Origin of the sequence: Anoxybacteroides rupiense, assembly GCF_014196195.1 — a bacterium.
In the GTDB taxonomy this organism is placed as follows: Bacteria; Bacillota; Bacilli; order Bacillales; family Anoxybacillaceae; genus Anoxybacteroides; species Anoxybacteroides rupiense.
Map to the genome: position 1 here is coordinate 343,614 of NZ_JACIDF010000002.1, position 16,264 is coordinate 359,877.

The 16,264-nt window shown below is 44.0% G+C and carries 10 protein-coding genes, 3 pseudogenes and 1 riboswitch; of the genes and pseudogenes, 3 read left to right on the top strand and 10 right to left on the bottom strand.

Annotation, left to right across the window (positions count from 1 at the left end; genetic code table 11):
- Positions 1–29 precede the first annotated feature (29 nt).
- The 7 genes and pseudogenes from splB to lipM form a co-directional block, all read right to left on the bottom strand.
- Entirely contained in the window at positions 30–1,055 is a 1,026-nt protein-coding gene (splB, locus tag GGQ95_RS05315; RefSeq protein ID WP_066145793.1) for a spore photoproduct lyase, read from the bottom strand.
- 219 nt (positions 1,056–1,274) lie between these two features.
- On the bottom strand, positions 1,275–2,684 hold the full coding sequence (locus GGQ95_RS05320; protein ID WP_066145795.1) for a glycoside hydrolase family 18 protein: 1,410 nt from the start codon (positions 2,682–2,684) through the stop codon (positions 1,275–1,277).
- Between the two features lie 110 nt (positions 2,685–2,794).
- Positions 2,795–3,409: pseudogene (locus GGQ95_RS05325) on the bottom strand (ribonucleotide reductase barrel domain-containing protein); the annotation flags it as partial.
- Between the two features lie 85 nt (positions 3,410–3,494).
- On the bottom strand, positions 3,495–3,812 hold the full coding sequence (locus tag GGQ95_RS18805; RefSeq protein WP_080862319.1) for an HNH endonuclease: 318 nt from the start codon (positions 3,810–3,812) through the stop codon (positions 3,495–3,497).
- A 770-nt stretch (positions 3,813–4,582) separates the two neighbouring features.
- Positions 4,583–5,749 (bottom strand): annotated as a pseudogene (locus tag GGQ95_RS05335) (ribonucleotide reductase barrel domain-containing protein); the annotation flags it as partial.
- A 357-nt stretch (positions 5,750–6,106) separates the two neighbouring features.
- Positions 6,107–6,892 (bottom strand): annotated as a pseudogene (locus GGQ95_RS05340) (ribonucleotide reductase N-terminal alpha domain-containing protein); the annotation flags it as partial.
- Positions 6,893–7,187: 295 nt separating this feature from the next.
- A complete protein-coding gene (lipM, locus tag GGQ95_RS05345) occupies positions 7,188–8,024 on the bottom strand; it encodes an octanoyltransferase LipM (RefSeq protein WP_066145801.1) in 837 nt (278 codons plus the stop codon).
- A 195-nt stretch (positions 8,025–8,219) separates the two neighbouring features.
- Here lipM and GGQ95_RS05350 point away from each other — a divergent pair, with 195 nt between their 5' ends.
- Positions 8,220–8,543: a rhodanese-like domain-containing protein gene (locus tag GGQ95_RS05350; protein WP_221212014.1), complete on the top strand. Its 324-nt coding sequence runs from the start codon at positions 8,220–8,222 to the stop codon at positions 8,541–8,543.
- Positions 8,544–9,153: 610 nt separating this feature from the next.
- Here GGQ95_RS05350 and gcvPB read toward each other — a convergent pair.
- The 3 genes from gcvPB to gcvT are packed head-to-tail and all read right to left on the bottom strand — an operon-like array spanning position 9,154 to position 13,065.
- A complete protein-coding gene (gene gcvPB, locus GGQ95_RS05355; protein ID WP_159720133.1) occupies positions 9,154–10,608 on the bottom strand; it encodes an aminomethyl-transferring glycine dehydrogenase subunit GcvPB in 1,455 nt (484 codons plus the stop codon).
- Positions 10,601–11,947: an aminomethyl-transferring glycine dehydrogenase subunit GcvPA gene (gene gcvPA, locus GGQ95_RS05360; protein ID WP_066145807.1), complete on the bottom strand. Its 1,347-nt coding sequence runs from the start codon at positions 11,945–11,947 to the stop codon at positions 10,601–10,603. The genes gcvPB and gcvPA overlap by 8 nt, the downstream gene beginning before the upstream one ends.
- A 23-nt stretch (positions 11,948–11,970) precedes the next feature.
- Positions 11,971–13,065: a glycine cleavage system aminomethyltransferase GcvT gene (gene gcvT / locus GGQ95_RS05365; RefSeq protein WP_183186461.1), complete on the bottom strand. Its 1,095-nt coding sequence runs from the start codon at positions 13,063–13,065 to the stop codon at positions 11,971–11,973.
- Between the two features lie 156 nt (positions 13,066–13,221).
- A riboswitch (glycine riboswitch) is annotated at positions 13,222–13,310 on the bottom strand.
- Between the two features lie 243 nt (positions 13,311–13,553).
- Here gcvT and GGQ95_RS05370 point away from each other — a divergent pair.
- Positions 13,554–15,215, top strand: coding sequence for a DEAD/DEAH box helicase (locus tag GGQ95_RS05370; protein ID WP_376768705.1), 1,662 nt, complete (start codon positions 13,554–13,556; stop codon positions 15,213–15,215).
- On the top strand, positions 15,202–15,996 hold the full coding sequence (locus GGQ95_RS05375) for a YqhG family protein (RefSeq protein WP_044744502.1): 795 nt from the start codon (positions 15,202–15,204) through the stop codon (positions 15,994–15,996). The genes GGQ95_RS05370 and GGQ95_RS05375 overlap by 14 nt, the downstream gene beginning before the upstream one ends.
- The last annotated feature ends 268 nt before the right edge of the window (positions 15,997–16,264 follow it).

Consider the following 16,264-nt stretch of genomic DNA (forward strand, 5'->3'; position numbering starts at 1 on the left):
TATAGTGAAATGACAAGGAAAAGAGCGAATCACGTAAAATATTGAATTTCTGCCTCAGGGAAAAATTGTGCAATATAATACTCGAGTGCTTCTTTCAGCTGCTTGGCCTCTGAATCTGGATATACATATTTGCCAATGCCGTAGCGCCCCCATTTGTATTTTCGCTTGCTTTCATCCAAATCCAGCTTTGTTTTTGGATAACGCTTTTGAATCACTGCCTTTGCCGGTTTCGTAAAGCGATGCTGGATTAATTCAAACGAAAGATGAGGTGTCTCGACTCCTGCAAGCTGTTCAGACAAACGTTGGAACAATTCTAAATAGCCTTCCCTCCACCCATCATGCCGATAAATCGGTGCAACAATAAAACCGAGCGGATAACCGGCGCGAGCCACTTTTCGCGCCGCTTCCATCCTTGCTTCAAATGATGATGTTCCCGGCTCGAAATGACGAATGACATAGCGCGAATTCACACTAAAACGAAAGGTGGTTTTCCCATTATGCTTCGCATCAAGCAGATGATCGACGTGCTCATATTTCGTGACAAAGCGAAGCCGTCCGTATTCCGTCGCTCCAATAAATTCGATCGCTTTTTTTAATGAATGAGTTAAGTGATCAATGCCAACAATATCGGACGTACAAGCGGCCTCAAAACGGGTAATTTCCGGTGCGCGCTCATCGATGTACTTTTTCGCTTGGGAAAAAATTTCATCGAGATTGACGTATACACGGATATAAGGCTTGCTTCCGAGCGTCGTTTGCAAATAACAATAATGGCAATGCCCCATACACCCTGTCGCAAGCGGAATGGCGTATTCTGCCGACGGCTTGGACGTATCAAACTTTAATGTGCGCCTAATGCCGACAACGAGCGTTGATTTCGCGTTTCGGTACCGCTGCAACTCCGTTTCCCCAGGAATGCCGCGCACTTGGTTATGCGACGTTGTCTCGCGTATTTCAATATCCATACTTTTGAATTTTTCATATAACTCTTTGCCTAAAGAATATTGCAACGCCTCTGGTTCAAAATAAACGAGCCGCGGAATAAATGGTTCCATAGCTGAGGTACGCCTCCTTGTTTTGTTCATACTTATGGTTAGTATGAACCAACAAAACAGCGATGTTGCTTGGGATTTTTTTGTTTAATCAAGCTTCCAGCGAAACCAGCGGCTATGCCATCGGTTTCAGCGACAGCACGCGCATATTTCCTGCCGTCAATAACAAAACGAAAAGGTGCGTGCCGTCGGAATCTTCCTTCTTTACACGCACCATTTTTATTATCGCTTACGAATGTGAAAATTGTCTTCTAATAGCGCCCAGTTTTCTGGAAAAGGATAACCAAGAACCCAATAGCTGATTCCTCTTAGCTGATACTCTTTCACTAGTTCAAACTTCGCTTGAGCGCTGCGAGCATTCTCAAACCAAACTTCACGTGTTCTTCCTTGACTGTCGACATAGCGATAAAACGGTGACTGGGCTGTATAATCATACTGAATCACCGCACCATAACGAATCGCGCGTTCCACTGCTTCTTGCGGACTGAATGTCTCCGCTTCTTGTCCTTGTACATGAGGAAGAACCCAATCCCGCGCATAAATTTGAAACCCCATAAAAATTTTATTCCGCGGAATGACACTAACGGCATAATCAAGCACCCTTCTAATTTGATGAACTGGGGAAATAGCCTGCGGCGGCCCAAACCTGTATCCCCATTCATACGTCATTAACACAACAAAGTCGACAATTCTTCCATGCGCTGGGTAATCATGTGCCTCATATAAGATTCCTTGTTGTTCTCCACTTACTTTAGGAGCAAGGGAAGTAGAAACAAAGTAGCCCTCACGATGAAGTCTCTCGACAGCGTTTTGCAAAAATTGGTTATACCGTTCACGATCAGATGGATAGACATTTTCAAAATCGATATTCACTCCACGGTAGCCTTTTTCGTGCATCGTACGAACTATATGATCAAGCAGCCGGTTTTGTAATTGCGGATTGGAAAGGATCGTCTGCGCCAATCGTGAGCCTGGGTCTGTATACGTAAAATTCGTGATCGCCATCATCGGAACAACGTTTTCCGACCTTGCCGCTTCAATAATGGCAGCATCATTAGGCGGATTAAGCCCGCCATCGGCTCTCATCGTATAAGCAAATGGAGAGGCGTATGTTAAATAACGCCCTACCTCTCGGACTTGTTGCGCTCCTTTTTCCCCTCCATCAATCGTAAAAGCGTTCACTTCAATAGTTGGTTTAGGATGAGGAATCATCAATGCCATGCCAGCGACAATCCTATTCGGATCAGCAATCTGATTAGCTCGCGCGATGTCTTGCACAGTCGTTCCATAACGAGCAGCGATCTGTGATAGCGTCTCTCCTCGCTGTACGGTGTGAGTTCTTGGCGGAATCAGAAGGACTGTGCCCGAATAAAGAACAGACGGGTTGCTGATGTGATTAGCTTGAATAATAGACTCAAGCGAAACGCCGTATTGTCTAGCAATAGCCCATAATGTTTCTCCTGTACGAACCGTATGATAGCGGTATAAAGATGGAACGACGAGCTCCTGTCCGATCGCAAGACGGTTAGCATCTTTCAGCTTATTAGCTGTAATAATCGCCTCGATCGATACTCCGTAACGCTGAGAAATCGTCCAGAGCGCTTCCCCCCTCTGTACAACATGGATCAGCATCGTTCTCCCCCTTATTTATTCATTATGCCTCATACTACTATATTTGCTCTTTCATCGTTTTATGAATAAAAAACTGGCTCCACGATTGATTGGAGCCAGTTTTTTATTGCTTACAGACCACATTTCAGTTGTGCGCCGCAACTTGTGCATGTGTTGCAGCCGCCGATTTCTTCAACCGTTCCTTCACGGCATACCGGACAAATGTTGCCGACTTCCGAACCGATCGTCACATCGGTCGTGCGCAAATCTTGGATCGTATCAATTAATACAACCGCCCGTTTTGTTTCTTTTTCTTCTTCTGGAATTAATTCAAGCTGTTCTTCAAATGTGTTTTCTTCTGCTTTCAACGTCAATACTTGCGCATCTCGACTGCCGTCAACATAGACGGTGCCGCCCTTCGCGCCGCCGCGCCATAAACGCTCGTACACTTTTTGTACCTGTTCAACTGTATAGCCTCGCGGCGCATTGACCGTTTTCGAAAGGCTGGAGTCAACCCAGCGCTGGATGATGCATTGCACATCCGCGTGCGCCTCTGGCGATAAATCCATTGCCGTTACAAACCAGTGAGGCAGGTTGTTTGGATCTGCCTCTGGATGGCTGTCCAAATATTCTTGCACAATATCGGCCTTCACTTCAATAAACTTGCCGAGACGGCCGCTTCGGTAATAAGAGAAGGAAAAGTAAGGCTCTAATCCTGTTGAAACGCCGACCATGGTTCCGGTACTCACTTGTGTTACTTCTATCTATACAACATTGGACAGAAGGCAGGTAAGATTGCTACCTGCTCCATATGTCGCCATATGGGTCAGACTATATCTTCAACCAAAATTCTTTTGAATGTCTCTTGCGATGACAAGGGTGTTCACATAGAGTTATTAAATTTGACAAGTCATTGGCTCTTTTCCAGTCGCCGTTGAAGGCTCTGAAAGGTATAATGTGATGAACTGAGAGTTCTTGTCCGTATTCTGCTTCTGTTATTCCGCAATCTTGACAAGTAAAATTATCTCGTTCTCTAGCCTTTCTACGCTGAATTCTCCAATTGGGCCCGTAATATTCTATATCTCCACCTGCCCAAGTGCCGCTATTTTCTCCGGAAAACATTCCACTCTTTCCATAATAATCCCCCATACATTTTATAGAACAAAAATTTAAGTTCCTAACAACAGAAGGCTTTTTTTCAAATTTTGTTCCGCAGTTATTACATACGACAATAACTCTTTTTGAATATTGAACCTTTCCTCTCTGTCCATTTGCCTTGACTAAGCAATGTTTAGAACAATATTTTGCGCTTAACGCCCTATTTTTCGGAACACTAACCTTTTGTCCACAAAATTTGCAATTTAGCTCTACCCTTCTTTTTAAGTGTTGATTAATTTTATCGCTATTTGCTATAGATACTTCCTTCTACAATGTCTATCACAAAAGTTGGTTTCTCTAATTTCAGAAGGTTTGCGGATGATTCCTTTCCCGCAGAATGAGCAATTAACGAGTCTTTTCTTACTCATTTCTTTCCAAAACGATGGGGGGTTTTTTAAAATATTCAGCTTTACAAGACCGAGAACAGAACTTTTTTCTCTCAACTTGGCTTGGTTTTACATAAATTTGTCCATCGCAATTTAGACATTTCTTTTTCACAGGAACACCTCTTTTTTAATATTCCCATAAGATTATTATACAACGAACTTGTGTTCCTGTTAAGAATTTTGGTTGCTCGGCGTATAGTCGTTGAGGGGTCAGCCACGACTTCCCTGCGGATTGTCTGGTAGGATTCATCCAACACTCTTGCATTTTTACCTCTTTGTGTGCTGGCAAGGCACAGGTAGCAAGAGATACGCCAGAGTTCCCCGCATACAGCCGAGTTTTCACTGTATTTTTACAAATACAGGGGGCAACTATTTACCCGTCGGAGCCACCGTTAGCAAATGCGAGTTGCGAATGCCATATTTTAAAATGTCTTCGCGAATATCATCCGGCATTTTTTTCATATAGCCGGTATTAATCAACGCTTCGCGCAGCTTCATCGTTTCTTCTTCCGTCTCGCCAACCAAGAACGGGAAGCTGCCTTTTTCTTTCGCCAGTTCAATCGAGGCGCGATATGCCGTCGTCGCGATCATTTTGAATACTTCATCAACAAGTTGGTTACCTTCTTCGGAGCCGTATTCCTTTTCGCAGTAAATGAGCAAATCGGCCAATCCCATTACGCCAAGGCCGACGCGGCGTTCACCAAGTGCTTGCTTTTTATTTTCTTCAAGGAAGTATGGTGTTGCATCAATGACATTATCTTGCATTCTTACGCCAATTTCTACCGTTTGTTTCAGTTTGTCATAGTTAACCGTTTTTGTTTCTTTATCGACCATATTCGCCAAGTTGATAGCTGCCAAGTTGCAGACAGAATATGGTGCAAGTGGCTGCTCACCACATGGATTCGTCGCTACGACTTTTTGGCCGTACGCTCTTGCATTTGTCATGTCATTGGCATTGTCGATAAAGAAAATACCTGGTTCCGCAGAGTATGTAGCGCAAATGTTAATCAGCTTCCACAACTCGCGGGCACGGATTTTGCGATAGACACGGATGCGATACCCCATCTTTTCCCATTCACGTACATCGCCAACTTCATGCCATTTTTCGTTGTAAATGCGCATTTCTTCTTCTGAATATGTCTCAACATCTGGGAAGCGCAATTCATATTCTTGATCGTTCTCAACCGCTTGCATAAACTCTTTTGTTAAGCAAATAGAAATGTTTGCTCCTGTTAGAAAATCTGGATTATGCACGGTGTAAGTGCCGCCCGTCCGCAGCTTTTCTTCCGCTTCTTTAATAATCTTTTCGGAAAATCCGCCATATCCCGGCATATTTTTGTAGTTCACAATTCCTTGGTACATCGCACGCTCTTGCTCGGTAAGCGGAGTGAATTTTAGTTTTTCTTTCGCCGCTTTTTGAATGCCCTCATCTTCTGTATTTTCTAGTAAATAACGCAGAATGCGCGGATTTTGCATCTTCGAAATGATAAACTCAATCACATCCGGATGCCAGTCTGCCAGCATAATCATTTGCGCGCCTCGCTCTTTGTTACTCGCTCGATCGGAGCGGGCTAGGCCATTTCTGCCTAGCTCTCTAGCTTTCACTAGAGGTCGGACTCTATCATCAAAGAGAACGTATCTCCTTGTCTCGCGCTCTAAACGAGCGTTGCCGCCCGCTTAGTCTACTCCCTCCTTAACGCTAAGTGTCTTAGGAGGTTTCGATCGTCTCTGAACCTTCATCTCCGTTTCCAGAGAAGCTTGGCTGCTGATAACCCATTGTTTCATCCAACTTGTTTTTCAACCGTCACGCTTGCCGTTGCCAGCTACGTTGTGGTCAAGTTGGCTTTAGGGCGTCCCAGCAATTCACGAGATTTTACTCCCGCCGGTGGCGCTTGGTTAACGGGAGCCTCCTTGCTCAACAAGGTGGGTAAGCTTGGCAATATCATCAAGCCATGAGACCGATCCGGATGATTTTCCGTTTACGCCGCGGGCCAGCGCATTTCTTGGACGAAGTGTCGAACCATTTGTACCGACACCGCCACCGCGGCTCATAATTTCCATTACCTGCTTGCGATGCTCGGAAATCCCCTCGCGCGAATCTTTAACAAACGGCATGACATAGCAGTTAAAGTAGGTTACTTCTGTTCCCGACCCAGCACCGTATAATACGCGTCCTGCCGGAATAAAATTGAGGCTGGACAATTCTTGATAAAACTTGTTAAACCATTCCTTCCGCTTTTCTTCTGTTGCTTCCACAGCTGCAAGCCCTGTTGCATTTCGCTTGGCAATTTGCTCATAAAAAATTTCAAGCGGCTTGTCAATCGTATCTAACGAGCGAACGACAATTCCCGTTTCTGCTTCCTCACCATCTAGCACGCCGCGATAGTCTTCTTCAACCAGCACCTTCGCTTTTTTCGTTTCCCAATCCATATCGACAATAAAGCCAAGTCCACGCGCTGGAAACTTCGGATCCTCTTTGACCGTCAATACAACAAAATCGCCCACGCTCATCGTTAGCTTTTCCGTGTCCTTAAATGAGTAGCGGTCCAGCATCACTAAACGGGACACGCCTTTATGCGTAATGTTCATATCTTCTGTAATTGGGTGCACTTGCGGAAAAAGGCGAATATCCTCATTCAGCTTTTCAATATTAATGCCCATTTTTTTCGAAGACGCAACCGTCATTCTCCAATCTCTCCTCTTCTTTCTAATTCTACATGATCTTTCTGCCTGCAAATTCTGTCTAGATTAAATTACCATACCGCCAGCAAAAAAACAATATATAGTATTATTTTTTTAACAACACCTACTATATATTGTATGATTGGTCAACTCTCTTTCATTTTGTCAAATAAAAAAAACAATAGAAACTAGAGAAAAAAGAAGAAAATCGTTAAAATTCAAGCCATTTTGCTGATAAACGAAGCATTTTGCCAGTTGCCTTTATAAAAAAACGGAAAAACGCGGTGGTCGCCCGCGTTTATCGCTTAAAATTCCATTCGTCGCTCTCATATTTTTTTCTAGCGAGTTCGTTGACATACTCAATTTCCGCTTCTGATAGCGTGTATGGCTCCAAAATGATATCAAGGCCTTTTTCAAATCCTTGATAAAACGCTTCCTTTGCTTCCGAAATCGTCACTTTTCGATCGGTGAGCTCATTAATAGCTACCGCTTTATTTTTAAAATTTTTCTGCAGGCGAGCTTTGACTCGCTCGTTCGGATACTTGAATAAGCTAAATAGCAAATCTTCATCTAAATCAAGCAAAATCGAGCCATGCTGCAAAATAACTCCTTTTTGTCTTGTTTGTGCACTTCCAGCCACTTTTCTTCCTTCCACCACAAGCTCGTACCAGGATGGAGCATCAAAACAGACAGCGGAGCGCGGATTTTTTAAACTAGCCTTTTCTTCCTCCGTTTTTGGGACAGCAAAGTAAGCGTCAAGCCCTAGCAAACGGAATCCTTCTAAAATTCCTTGCGAAATGACGCGATATGCCTCTGTCACCGTTTCCGGCATAGCTGGATGCGCTTCAGACACAATGACGCTATAGGTGAGCTCTTTGTCGTGAAGCACTCCTCGTCCACCTGTCGGCCTTCTGATAAAGCCTAGGCCGTTTTTTCGTACTGCATCCATATCGATTTCTTTTTCAACTTTTTGGAAATAACCAACCGACAGCGTCGGCGGATTCCAGCCATAAAAACGAACGGTCGGCGGAATTTTGCCTTCGCTGTGCCACTCAAGCAGCGCTTCGTCTAAAGCCATATTAAACGCTGGAGAACAATCTCCAGAATCGATAAATCGCCATCTTTCTTTTCCCATTTTCAACCCTTCTTTTTTCCTTATTTGCGCTTATAAGTTTAACAAACAAAAGAAGCAAAGAAAAGTGAAAATACTTTGCGTCATAGGCTCGACATCTATATAATAGAAGTTGTCGAAAGTTGAGGAAAAGGGGGCTTTCTGCTCGTGCAGTGGATATGGATTTTGCTTGGCGCCATCATCGTCTATTCAGTAACCATGTACTTTATGCAGCGCAGAATGGTAAAAGCGCTAACAGAAGAAGAGTTTCGTGTAGGCTACCGCAAAGCGCAGCTGATCGATGTACGTGAAGCAGATGAATATGCGTCTGGGCACATTTTAGGGGCGCGCAATATCCCGCTAACGCAAATGCGAATGCGAATGAAGGAATTGCGAAAGGATCAGCCTATTTATTTATATTGCCAAAGCGGGCTGCGTAGTGGAAGAGCAGCACAAATGCTTTACCGCAAAGGCTATCGCGATCTTTACCACTTAAAAGGTGGCTTTAAAACATGGACGGGAAAAGTGAAGAAAAAAGCTTGATCGGGTGACAGACTGTTTTTTGTCACCCTTTTTACTTTCGCATGCAAACAACAGCTCCCGTTGCGCCCTTCTTCCCCCCTTTTGAATTAGGCCATCCATACTCTTTCCATTTTAACAGCGCCATTTAGTGGCACTGACCGTTCACGATACAAATTTCATTGCCTGTGTCACAATATCCCCCTCAAATAAGCAGGCGACTGGGCGATGAAACAACAGCGCCTTCAGGTCACGCTTTAGTGTGACTTAACCAATCCACTGATTGTCTTTGACCGTCGATCCTGCTTTTGAATCGACCATATGCTCGATCTTCTCGTTGGGTAAATATTATCCACAAGTGAATCGAAATTATTCATCACTTATATATAGCAGAGACTAAGTAGATCACTTGATCGACTCTATTCATTGATTGAAAAGTATAAGAATCGTTTTGCAGCCCTAATGGCTTTTAGAAAAAAGCAACCATATACACCTAAAAGAGCAGGCATGCGCCTGCTCTTTTAGATTGTTAACCAACGGGGGTTCCTTGTGTCACTGGCTTCGCTCGGCTGCGTTTCTTCACTTCCAATCGTTTCCAAGTCAGTCTGTATAAAGCAAAATAACCTTCTCTCTTTTATTTCTGATAGCGTAAAATCGGCTTTCGTGCTGCTGTGGTTTCATCAAGACGCTTCACAACAGTTGTATGAGGCGCTTCTTGCACAATTTCTGGCGTTTCTGCTGCTTCTTTCGCAATTTGAATCATCGCATCAATAAACGCATCAAGCGTTTCTTTGGATTCGGTTTCCGTCGGTTCAATCATCATACATTCCTCAACGATCAATGGGAAGTAAATGGTCGGCGGATGATAGCCAAAATCCAGCAGACGTTTTGCGATATCAAGCGTGCGGACACCGAGCTTCTTCTGGCGTTTGCCTGATAAAACAAACTCGTGCTTGCAATGGCGATCATATGGCAAATCATAATATTCTGCCAAGCGGCGCATCATGTAATTCGCATTTAATACAGCGTATTCGGTCACCGCTTTTAAGCCGTCTGGCCCCATCGAACGAATATACGTATAAGCGCGGACGTTGATGCCAAAGTTTCCGTAAAACGGCTTGACGCGGCCGATCGCCTGCGGTCTATCGTAATCAAAGTAGTAGCCGTTTTCTCCCTTTTCAACGGTCGGCTTTGGCAAAAATGGAATGAAATCTGCTTTGACGCCTACTGGTCCTGAACCAGGTCCACCGCCGCCGTGAGGGCCGGTAAATGTTTTGTGAAGATTTAAATGCACAACATCAAAGCCCATATCCCCAGGTCTTGCTTTACTTAATACCGCATTCAAATTGGCGCCGTCGTAATATAATTTACCGCCAGCGCTGTGCACAATTTCCGCCATCTCTAAAATATTCTCTTCAAAAAGACCTAACGTGTTCGGATTTGTCAGCATCAATGCCGCTGTATCCGGGCCAACTACCCGTTTTAAATCTTCTAAATCGACAAGCCCTTCCTCCGTCGATTTAACGGTGACCGTTTCAAATCCAGCAACCGTCGCCGACGCCGGGTTCGTTCCGTGCGCGGTGTCCGGAACAATCACTTTCGTGCGGTTGAAATCGCCGTTTGCTTCATGATACGCGCGAATCATCATCAGCCCTGTCCATTCTCCATGCGCTCCCGCTGCTGGCTGCAGCGTCACCGCGTCCATTCCAGTGATTTCTTTTAGATGCTCTTGCAAATCATACATAAGTTCAAGTGCCCCTTGCACCGTCTCCTCCGGCTGAAGCGGGTGAAGATGGGCAAAGCCGGCAAGCCGCGCCACGTTTTCGTTAATTTTCGGGTTATATTTCATCGTGCAAGATCCAAGCGGATAAAAGCCGGAATCCACGCCATGGTTGCGTTTCGATAAGGCAGTGTAATGACGCATAATATCAAGCTCCGACACCTCAGGAAGCTCCGCTGCCTCCATGCGAATATAATCGCTTGGAATCACTTCAGCAACATCTACTGCAGGAACATCCAACTCCGGTAAGCTGTAACCAATTCGTCCTGGTTTGCTTAATTCAAAAATAAGCGGTTGATCTTTATGCATGACAATCCCCCAATTCCTTCACAAGCATGTCGATTTCTTCTTTTGTCCGCAACTCTGTGACCGCCACAAGCATGTGATTTTCTAGTTCTGGATAATCGCGTCCAAGGTCGTAGCCGCCGATGATGCCTTTTTCAAGCAGCCGTTGATTGACTTCCCTCACTGGTTTATTTACCTTGATTACAAACTCGTTAAAGAATGGGCCCGTAAATGGCACTGTAAAGCCGCGTTCAACAAAGGCATTTTTGGCATAATGCGCTTTTTGAATATTCATCAACGCCATTTCTTTGACTCCCTGTTTGCCAAGGGCTGTCATCGCTACAGAGGCTGCTAGCGCATTCAACGCTTGATTCGAGCAAATGTTAGAAGTCGCTTTATCGCGGCGAATGTGCTGTTCGCGCGCTTGCAACGTCAACACGAAGCCGCGGCGACCTTCTTCATCTGTCGTTTGCCCGACAAGGCGCCCAGGTATTTTTCGCATCAACGCTGATTTGACCGCGAAATAACCGCAGTGCGGTCCCCCGAATTGAGCTGGGATTCCGAAAGGCTGCGCATCTCCAACAACAATATCAGCGCCAAACGCTCCTGGAGGTGTCAATCCCCCTAACGCAAGCGGATTGCTTGCTACAACCAGCATTCCTTTTCCTGAATGAGCAATCGGCTCCATTTCCTTTAATGGCTCAATTTGGCCAAAAAAGTTCGGATATTGCACAATGACGCAGGCGACATCATCGTTCATTTCCTTTTTTAGCGTTTCTAAATCCGTCACGCCATTTTGCAGCGGAATTTCAACAACTTCAAGCCCCGGACCTTTTGCGTATGTGTTAACGACATCTCGGTATTCCGGATGAACAGCTTTTGACAGCAAGACTTTCTTCTTTTTGGTGTGAGCTGCGCTTAATAAGGCTGCTTCAGCTAACGCGGTTCCACCGTCATACATCGACGAGTTGGCCACATCCATTCCCGTTAACTCACAAATCATCGTTTGGAATTCAAAAATGGCTTGCAGCTCCCCTTGGGAAATTTCCGGCTGATACGGCGTGTATGCCGTATAAAATTCAGAGCGGGAGATCACATGATCAACAACAACTGGAATGTAATGGTCGTATACACCTGCACCAAGAAACGAAGTGTAACTTTTAAGATCAGCATTTTGGGCTGCAAGCGCTGCCAGCTCTTTCATTAGTTCCGGCTCTGACTTTGCTTGCTTAATCCGATACTCTCCCTTAAAGCGGACGCTCTCTGGGATATCGGAGAACAGTTCATCAATCGACTCGACACCAATGGCTTTTAGCATTTGTTGTTTGTCGTCTTCGGTCATTGGCAAATAACGATGAAGCATAAAATCCTCTCTCCTCTTTTGATCTATTTTGCTCGTTTATAAAACGGTGTAGCGACGACCTTCGCTTTTAAGCGTTTCCCGCGAATATCGACCTCTACCACCGTATCTACATCAGCCCATTCTGTTCGAATCAGCGCCAAGCCAATATTTTTCTTCAATGTCGGCGATTGTGTTCCTGTTGTTACAATCCCGATCCATTCTCCTTCTGAAAACACGTCATACCCATGGCGCGGAATGCCTTTATCAATCATTTCAATGCCGATAAGCTTTCGGCTCGTTCCTGCTTCTTTTTGTTGCTGCAATGTACTTTTTCCAAAAAAGTCGACTTCCTTATTCGTTTTCACAGCGAAACCGAGTCCTGCTTCAATAGGCGTGATGTCTTTAGACAGCTCTTGGCCGTAAAGCGGCAGGCATGCTTCAAATCGAAGCGTATCGCGCGCACCGAGACCGCACGGAAGCACCCCTCCCCCTTTTCCAGCTTCTAAAATCCCATGCCAAAGCGTCACCGCATCTTCTGAGCGACAATAAATTTCAAAACCATCTTCACCTGTATACCCTGTACGGGACACAAGGGCCTTTACCCCCTGTAAATCAACATCATCTTGGAAGCCGAAAAATCTCAGCGCAGATAAATCAATAGTCGTTAATTTTTGCAGTACACGCTCAGCAAGCGGTCCTTGCAAAGCAAGCTGTGCGATTTCATCGGAAATATTCACAAGTTCTACATCGCCGAAAAGGTGTTCATGGAGCCAATGAAAATCCTTTTCGATGTTTGCAGCATTAACCACGAGAAGATAATGGTCGTCCGCTTTCTTATAAATAAGCAAATCATCGACCGCACCGCCATTTTCATAGCACATAAGCGTATATTGTGCCCGGCCGTCTGCTAATTTCGAAACGTCGTTTGTCATCATTTTTTGTAAAAAGGCAAGGCTATCTTTTCCCTTCACCTCAAATTCACCCATGTGCGATACATCAAATAATCCCGCGCGTGTACGAACGGCTTCATGTTCTTCTTTAATGCTTGAGAATTGAACAGGCAGCTCCCAACCGCCAAAATCAATCGTTTTTGCCCCGTATTCGGCATACACAGAAAATAAAGGTGTGCGTCTTAGCATATAGAACCTCCTGTCTTAAAATACATAAAAAAGGACAGACGACTCCCACATATAAAAATGCAAAGAAGTCTCTGTCCTTTCACCTGAAAGTTTCCCCGCGTTTAAACACAGGTTTCCCCTTGGGTGGTTCACATGAGTGAACACTCTCCAGAGCTGCGTCAAGCAAGAGTTCTTTTGCCTGAGAGATTCGTGTTGCCACTTGCTCCTTCGGCGCTACAATTTGTAGTCTCTCCCCTTGCTCTCATTCGCCGGTATATAAAATTCGATAAAAATGGTCAAACTATAGGAAAAGCAGGAAAATAATTTTTTTAACTTTCTAATTTATTATTATACTACCATTAACATGCGCATAAGAGCAATAAAAATTCGCTGAAAAACAAGAAAAATAACCGAACTTTTTATTTCGTAACCAAGTAAATAATTAACAATTAACCGCATATTCAATGTTTCATAAATAAAAATGTTCGTTATTAAAGGAGAAGATAATGATGATCGAAATCGAATTTGATTCATCTTGGCAAGAATCATTTGTGGAACGAATCGAAAAGGATGGGCCTTGGGCTAGCTGGGAGATGTACCAGCTGGCATTAGAAGCTGCTGAGCATCTGCTCATTCCAGAGTTTGATGGCTTGCAAGCTCCTAAACATCTGCCTCATCTCACTCCTTTGCCGCATCAGTTGGAGGTTGCAAAGCAGGTGGTTGAACAAATGAACGGCAAAGCAATTTTGGCGGATGAAGTAGGACTTGGAAAAACGATCGAAGCGGGTTTGATTTTAAAAGAGTATATGATTCGCGGATTAGTAAAAAAAGTGCTCATCCTCGTTCCGGCATCCCTCGTTTCCCAATGGGCGATGGAATTAAACGAAAAGTTCTTCATCCCTGCCGTCCCGCAAAAAAAGAGTTACGTTTGGGAACAATGTGATGTCGTTGTGTCATCGATCGATACAGCCAAAAGAAATCCTCACCGCGACATCATTTACGAGCAGCAATATGATATGGTCATTATCGATGAAGCGCACAAGTTAAAAAATAATAAAACAAAAAATTACGAGTTTGTCCAAAATTTAAAAAAGAAGTTTTGTTTATTATTAACGGCTACTCCTATCCAAAATCGGATAGAGGAAATTTTCCATCTTGTTTCATTGTTGAAGCCTGGACATTTAGGAAATGCCACTTACTTTGCTGAAACATATGGAAAAGAGCGGTCATTACAGACAGATGAGCATTTAAAAGCGCTTGTAAATAAAGTAATGATCCGAAACCGGCGTGCCAATACCGGCATTGAATGGTCGAAGCGCCATGTCGAAACCGTCATGATTGACTTTTCAAAAGAAGAGCGCGAACTATACGAAGCTGTACAAATGCTGAAATCTAATGGCGCTATGCTTAACAGTCAGTTTTCGCTCATCACGATGCTTCGTGAAGCTTGTAGCAGCCGCGAAGCCCTGTTTTTCACCCTTAAAAACATGATCAACAAATACGAAGGAAATATCCCTTCATATTTTCAAGCACTAATGGAAAAAATCAATGCTGTCACTGCCAATTCCAAGGCCGAAAAAGCTTTGGAACTCATTCGCCGCATTGATGACAAAGTCATTATTTTCACCGAATATCGAGCGACCCAATTGTACTTACAATGGTTTTTACAGCAAAATGGCATTTCTTCTGTTCCCTTTCGCGGAGGATTTAAACGCGGCAAAAAAGACTGGATGAAAGAACTGTTTAAAAATCGTGTCCAAGTTCTTATTGCAACTGAAGCTGGAGGCGAAGGAATCAATTTGCAGTTTTGTCATCATGTCATTAACTACGATTTGCCTTGGAATCCAATGCGCCTCGAGCAGCGAATTGGACGTGTGCATCGTCTAGGGCAAACAAAGGATGTTCACATTTACAATTTCGCTGTTAGAAATACAGTAGAAGAGCATATTTTAAAGCTTCTTTATGACAAAATCCGCTTATTTGAACGAGTGGTTGGTGAATTAGACGATATTTTAACTAAAATGAATATGAATAACCTAGAAAATTATTTGCATGATATATTCTTTCATTCACACAATGAACGGGAAATGCAAATCAAAATGGAAAATCTAACTTCTATGATTGATTTGGCTGATCAACTAACAAAGGGGGAGCACTATGCAGCAAAATGACATTCAACAGTTTCTGAAACGCTATTTTCAAACCAACGATTGCAGCATTGTGGAAGAAACGGACGGCCATCTCACAGTCCAGCTATCCGTCGAATTAGATAAAGAACTGATGAACCGCCCCTTTTATTGGCATTATATTGAGCGGACAGGCGGCACGCCAGCACCGATGAAGCTAACGCTTATTACGAAGCAAAATGAGCAAACCCGCTCGCTCACAGGAGAGCGGCTTCATTTCGGATCACCTAGACTTCATCAAATTTTTCAGTCGGCGCAGCGCCGCGGCAGCTATATTCGTCTTTATGAACAGGCACAAGCAATCGGGCCATCTTCTATTCCGCTCCATCCTTGGCTTGGTTTAAATATGAGGATCTCCTATCAATGCGATCGAAAAAAAGACCAATTTTTATCTCTTGGCTTACATTTAATCAGCGGGGCGATTGTCGAACAATTTCACGAGAAGCTGCAGCGTCTTGCGCTGACTCCTAAAATTCCTGACTATTGCTTCACCATTTCGCCCATTATTAAACCAAGCAGCGGCATTGGAAGATTAGAGCAATACGTCAAACGAATCATTGACCAAGACGATCATACATGGGCAGAAGAAGCGATCGCACGTTGGCAAGAGGATAAGGCGCTTTTGGACCATTTTTATGAAGATATAGCGGAAAAACCGGAGTGCTACTATATTGAGGAAGAAGCGCTTGAGGAGCAATATAAGCCAAAAATTACCGTTTCTATTATTAACGGAGGGCTGTTTTATTTGCAGCCGCGCACGGCTTAACTTGACGCTCTTCATTCAACTTAAAGATAGAGCAAGCAGAATCAGAAAAAAAGGAGGAAACCGTTTCAGCATTTGAAAAAATCACCGCTTTTTTCTTTGTCGTGCGAATGCGGAATATACCTCCAAAAAAGATGGCTTTTTTAAGAAAATAGGGGGCTGTCCGAAAAGTCAGTGGAAACTGACTGACGGACAGCCCCTTTGTACAAGTTGCAAAAAAACATCACAAAAAAATCGTCTTTTCTTGTAAAATGGAGTTACCACACTACAT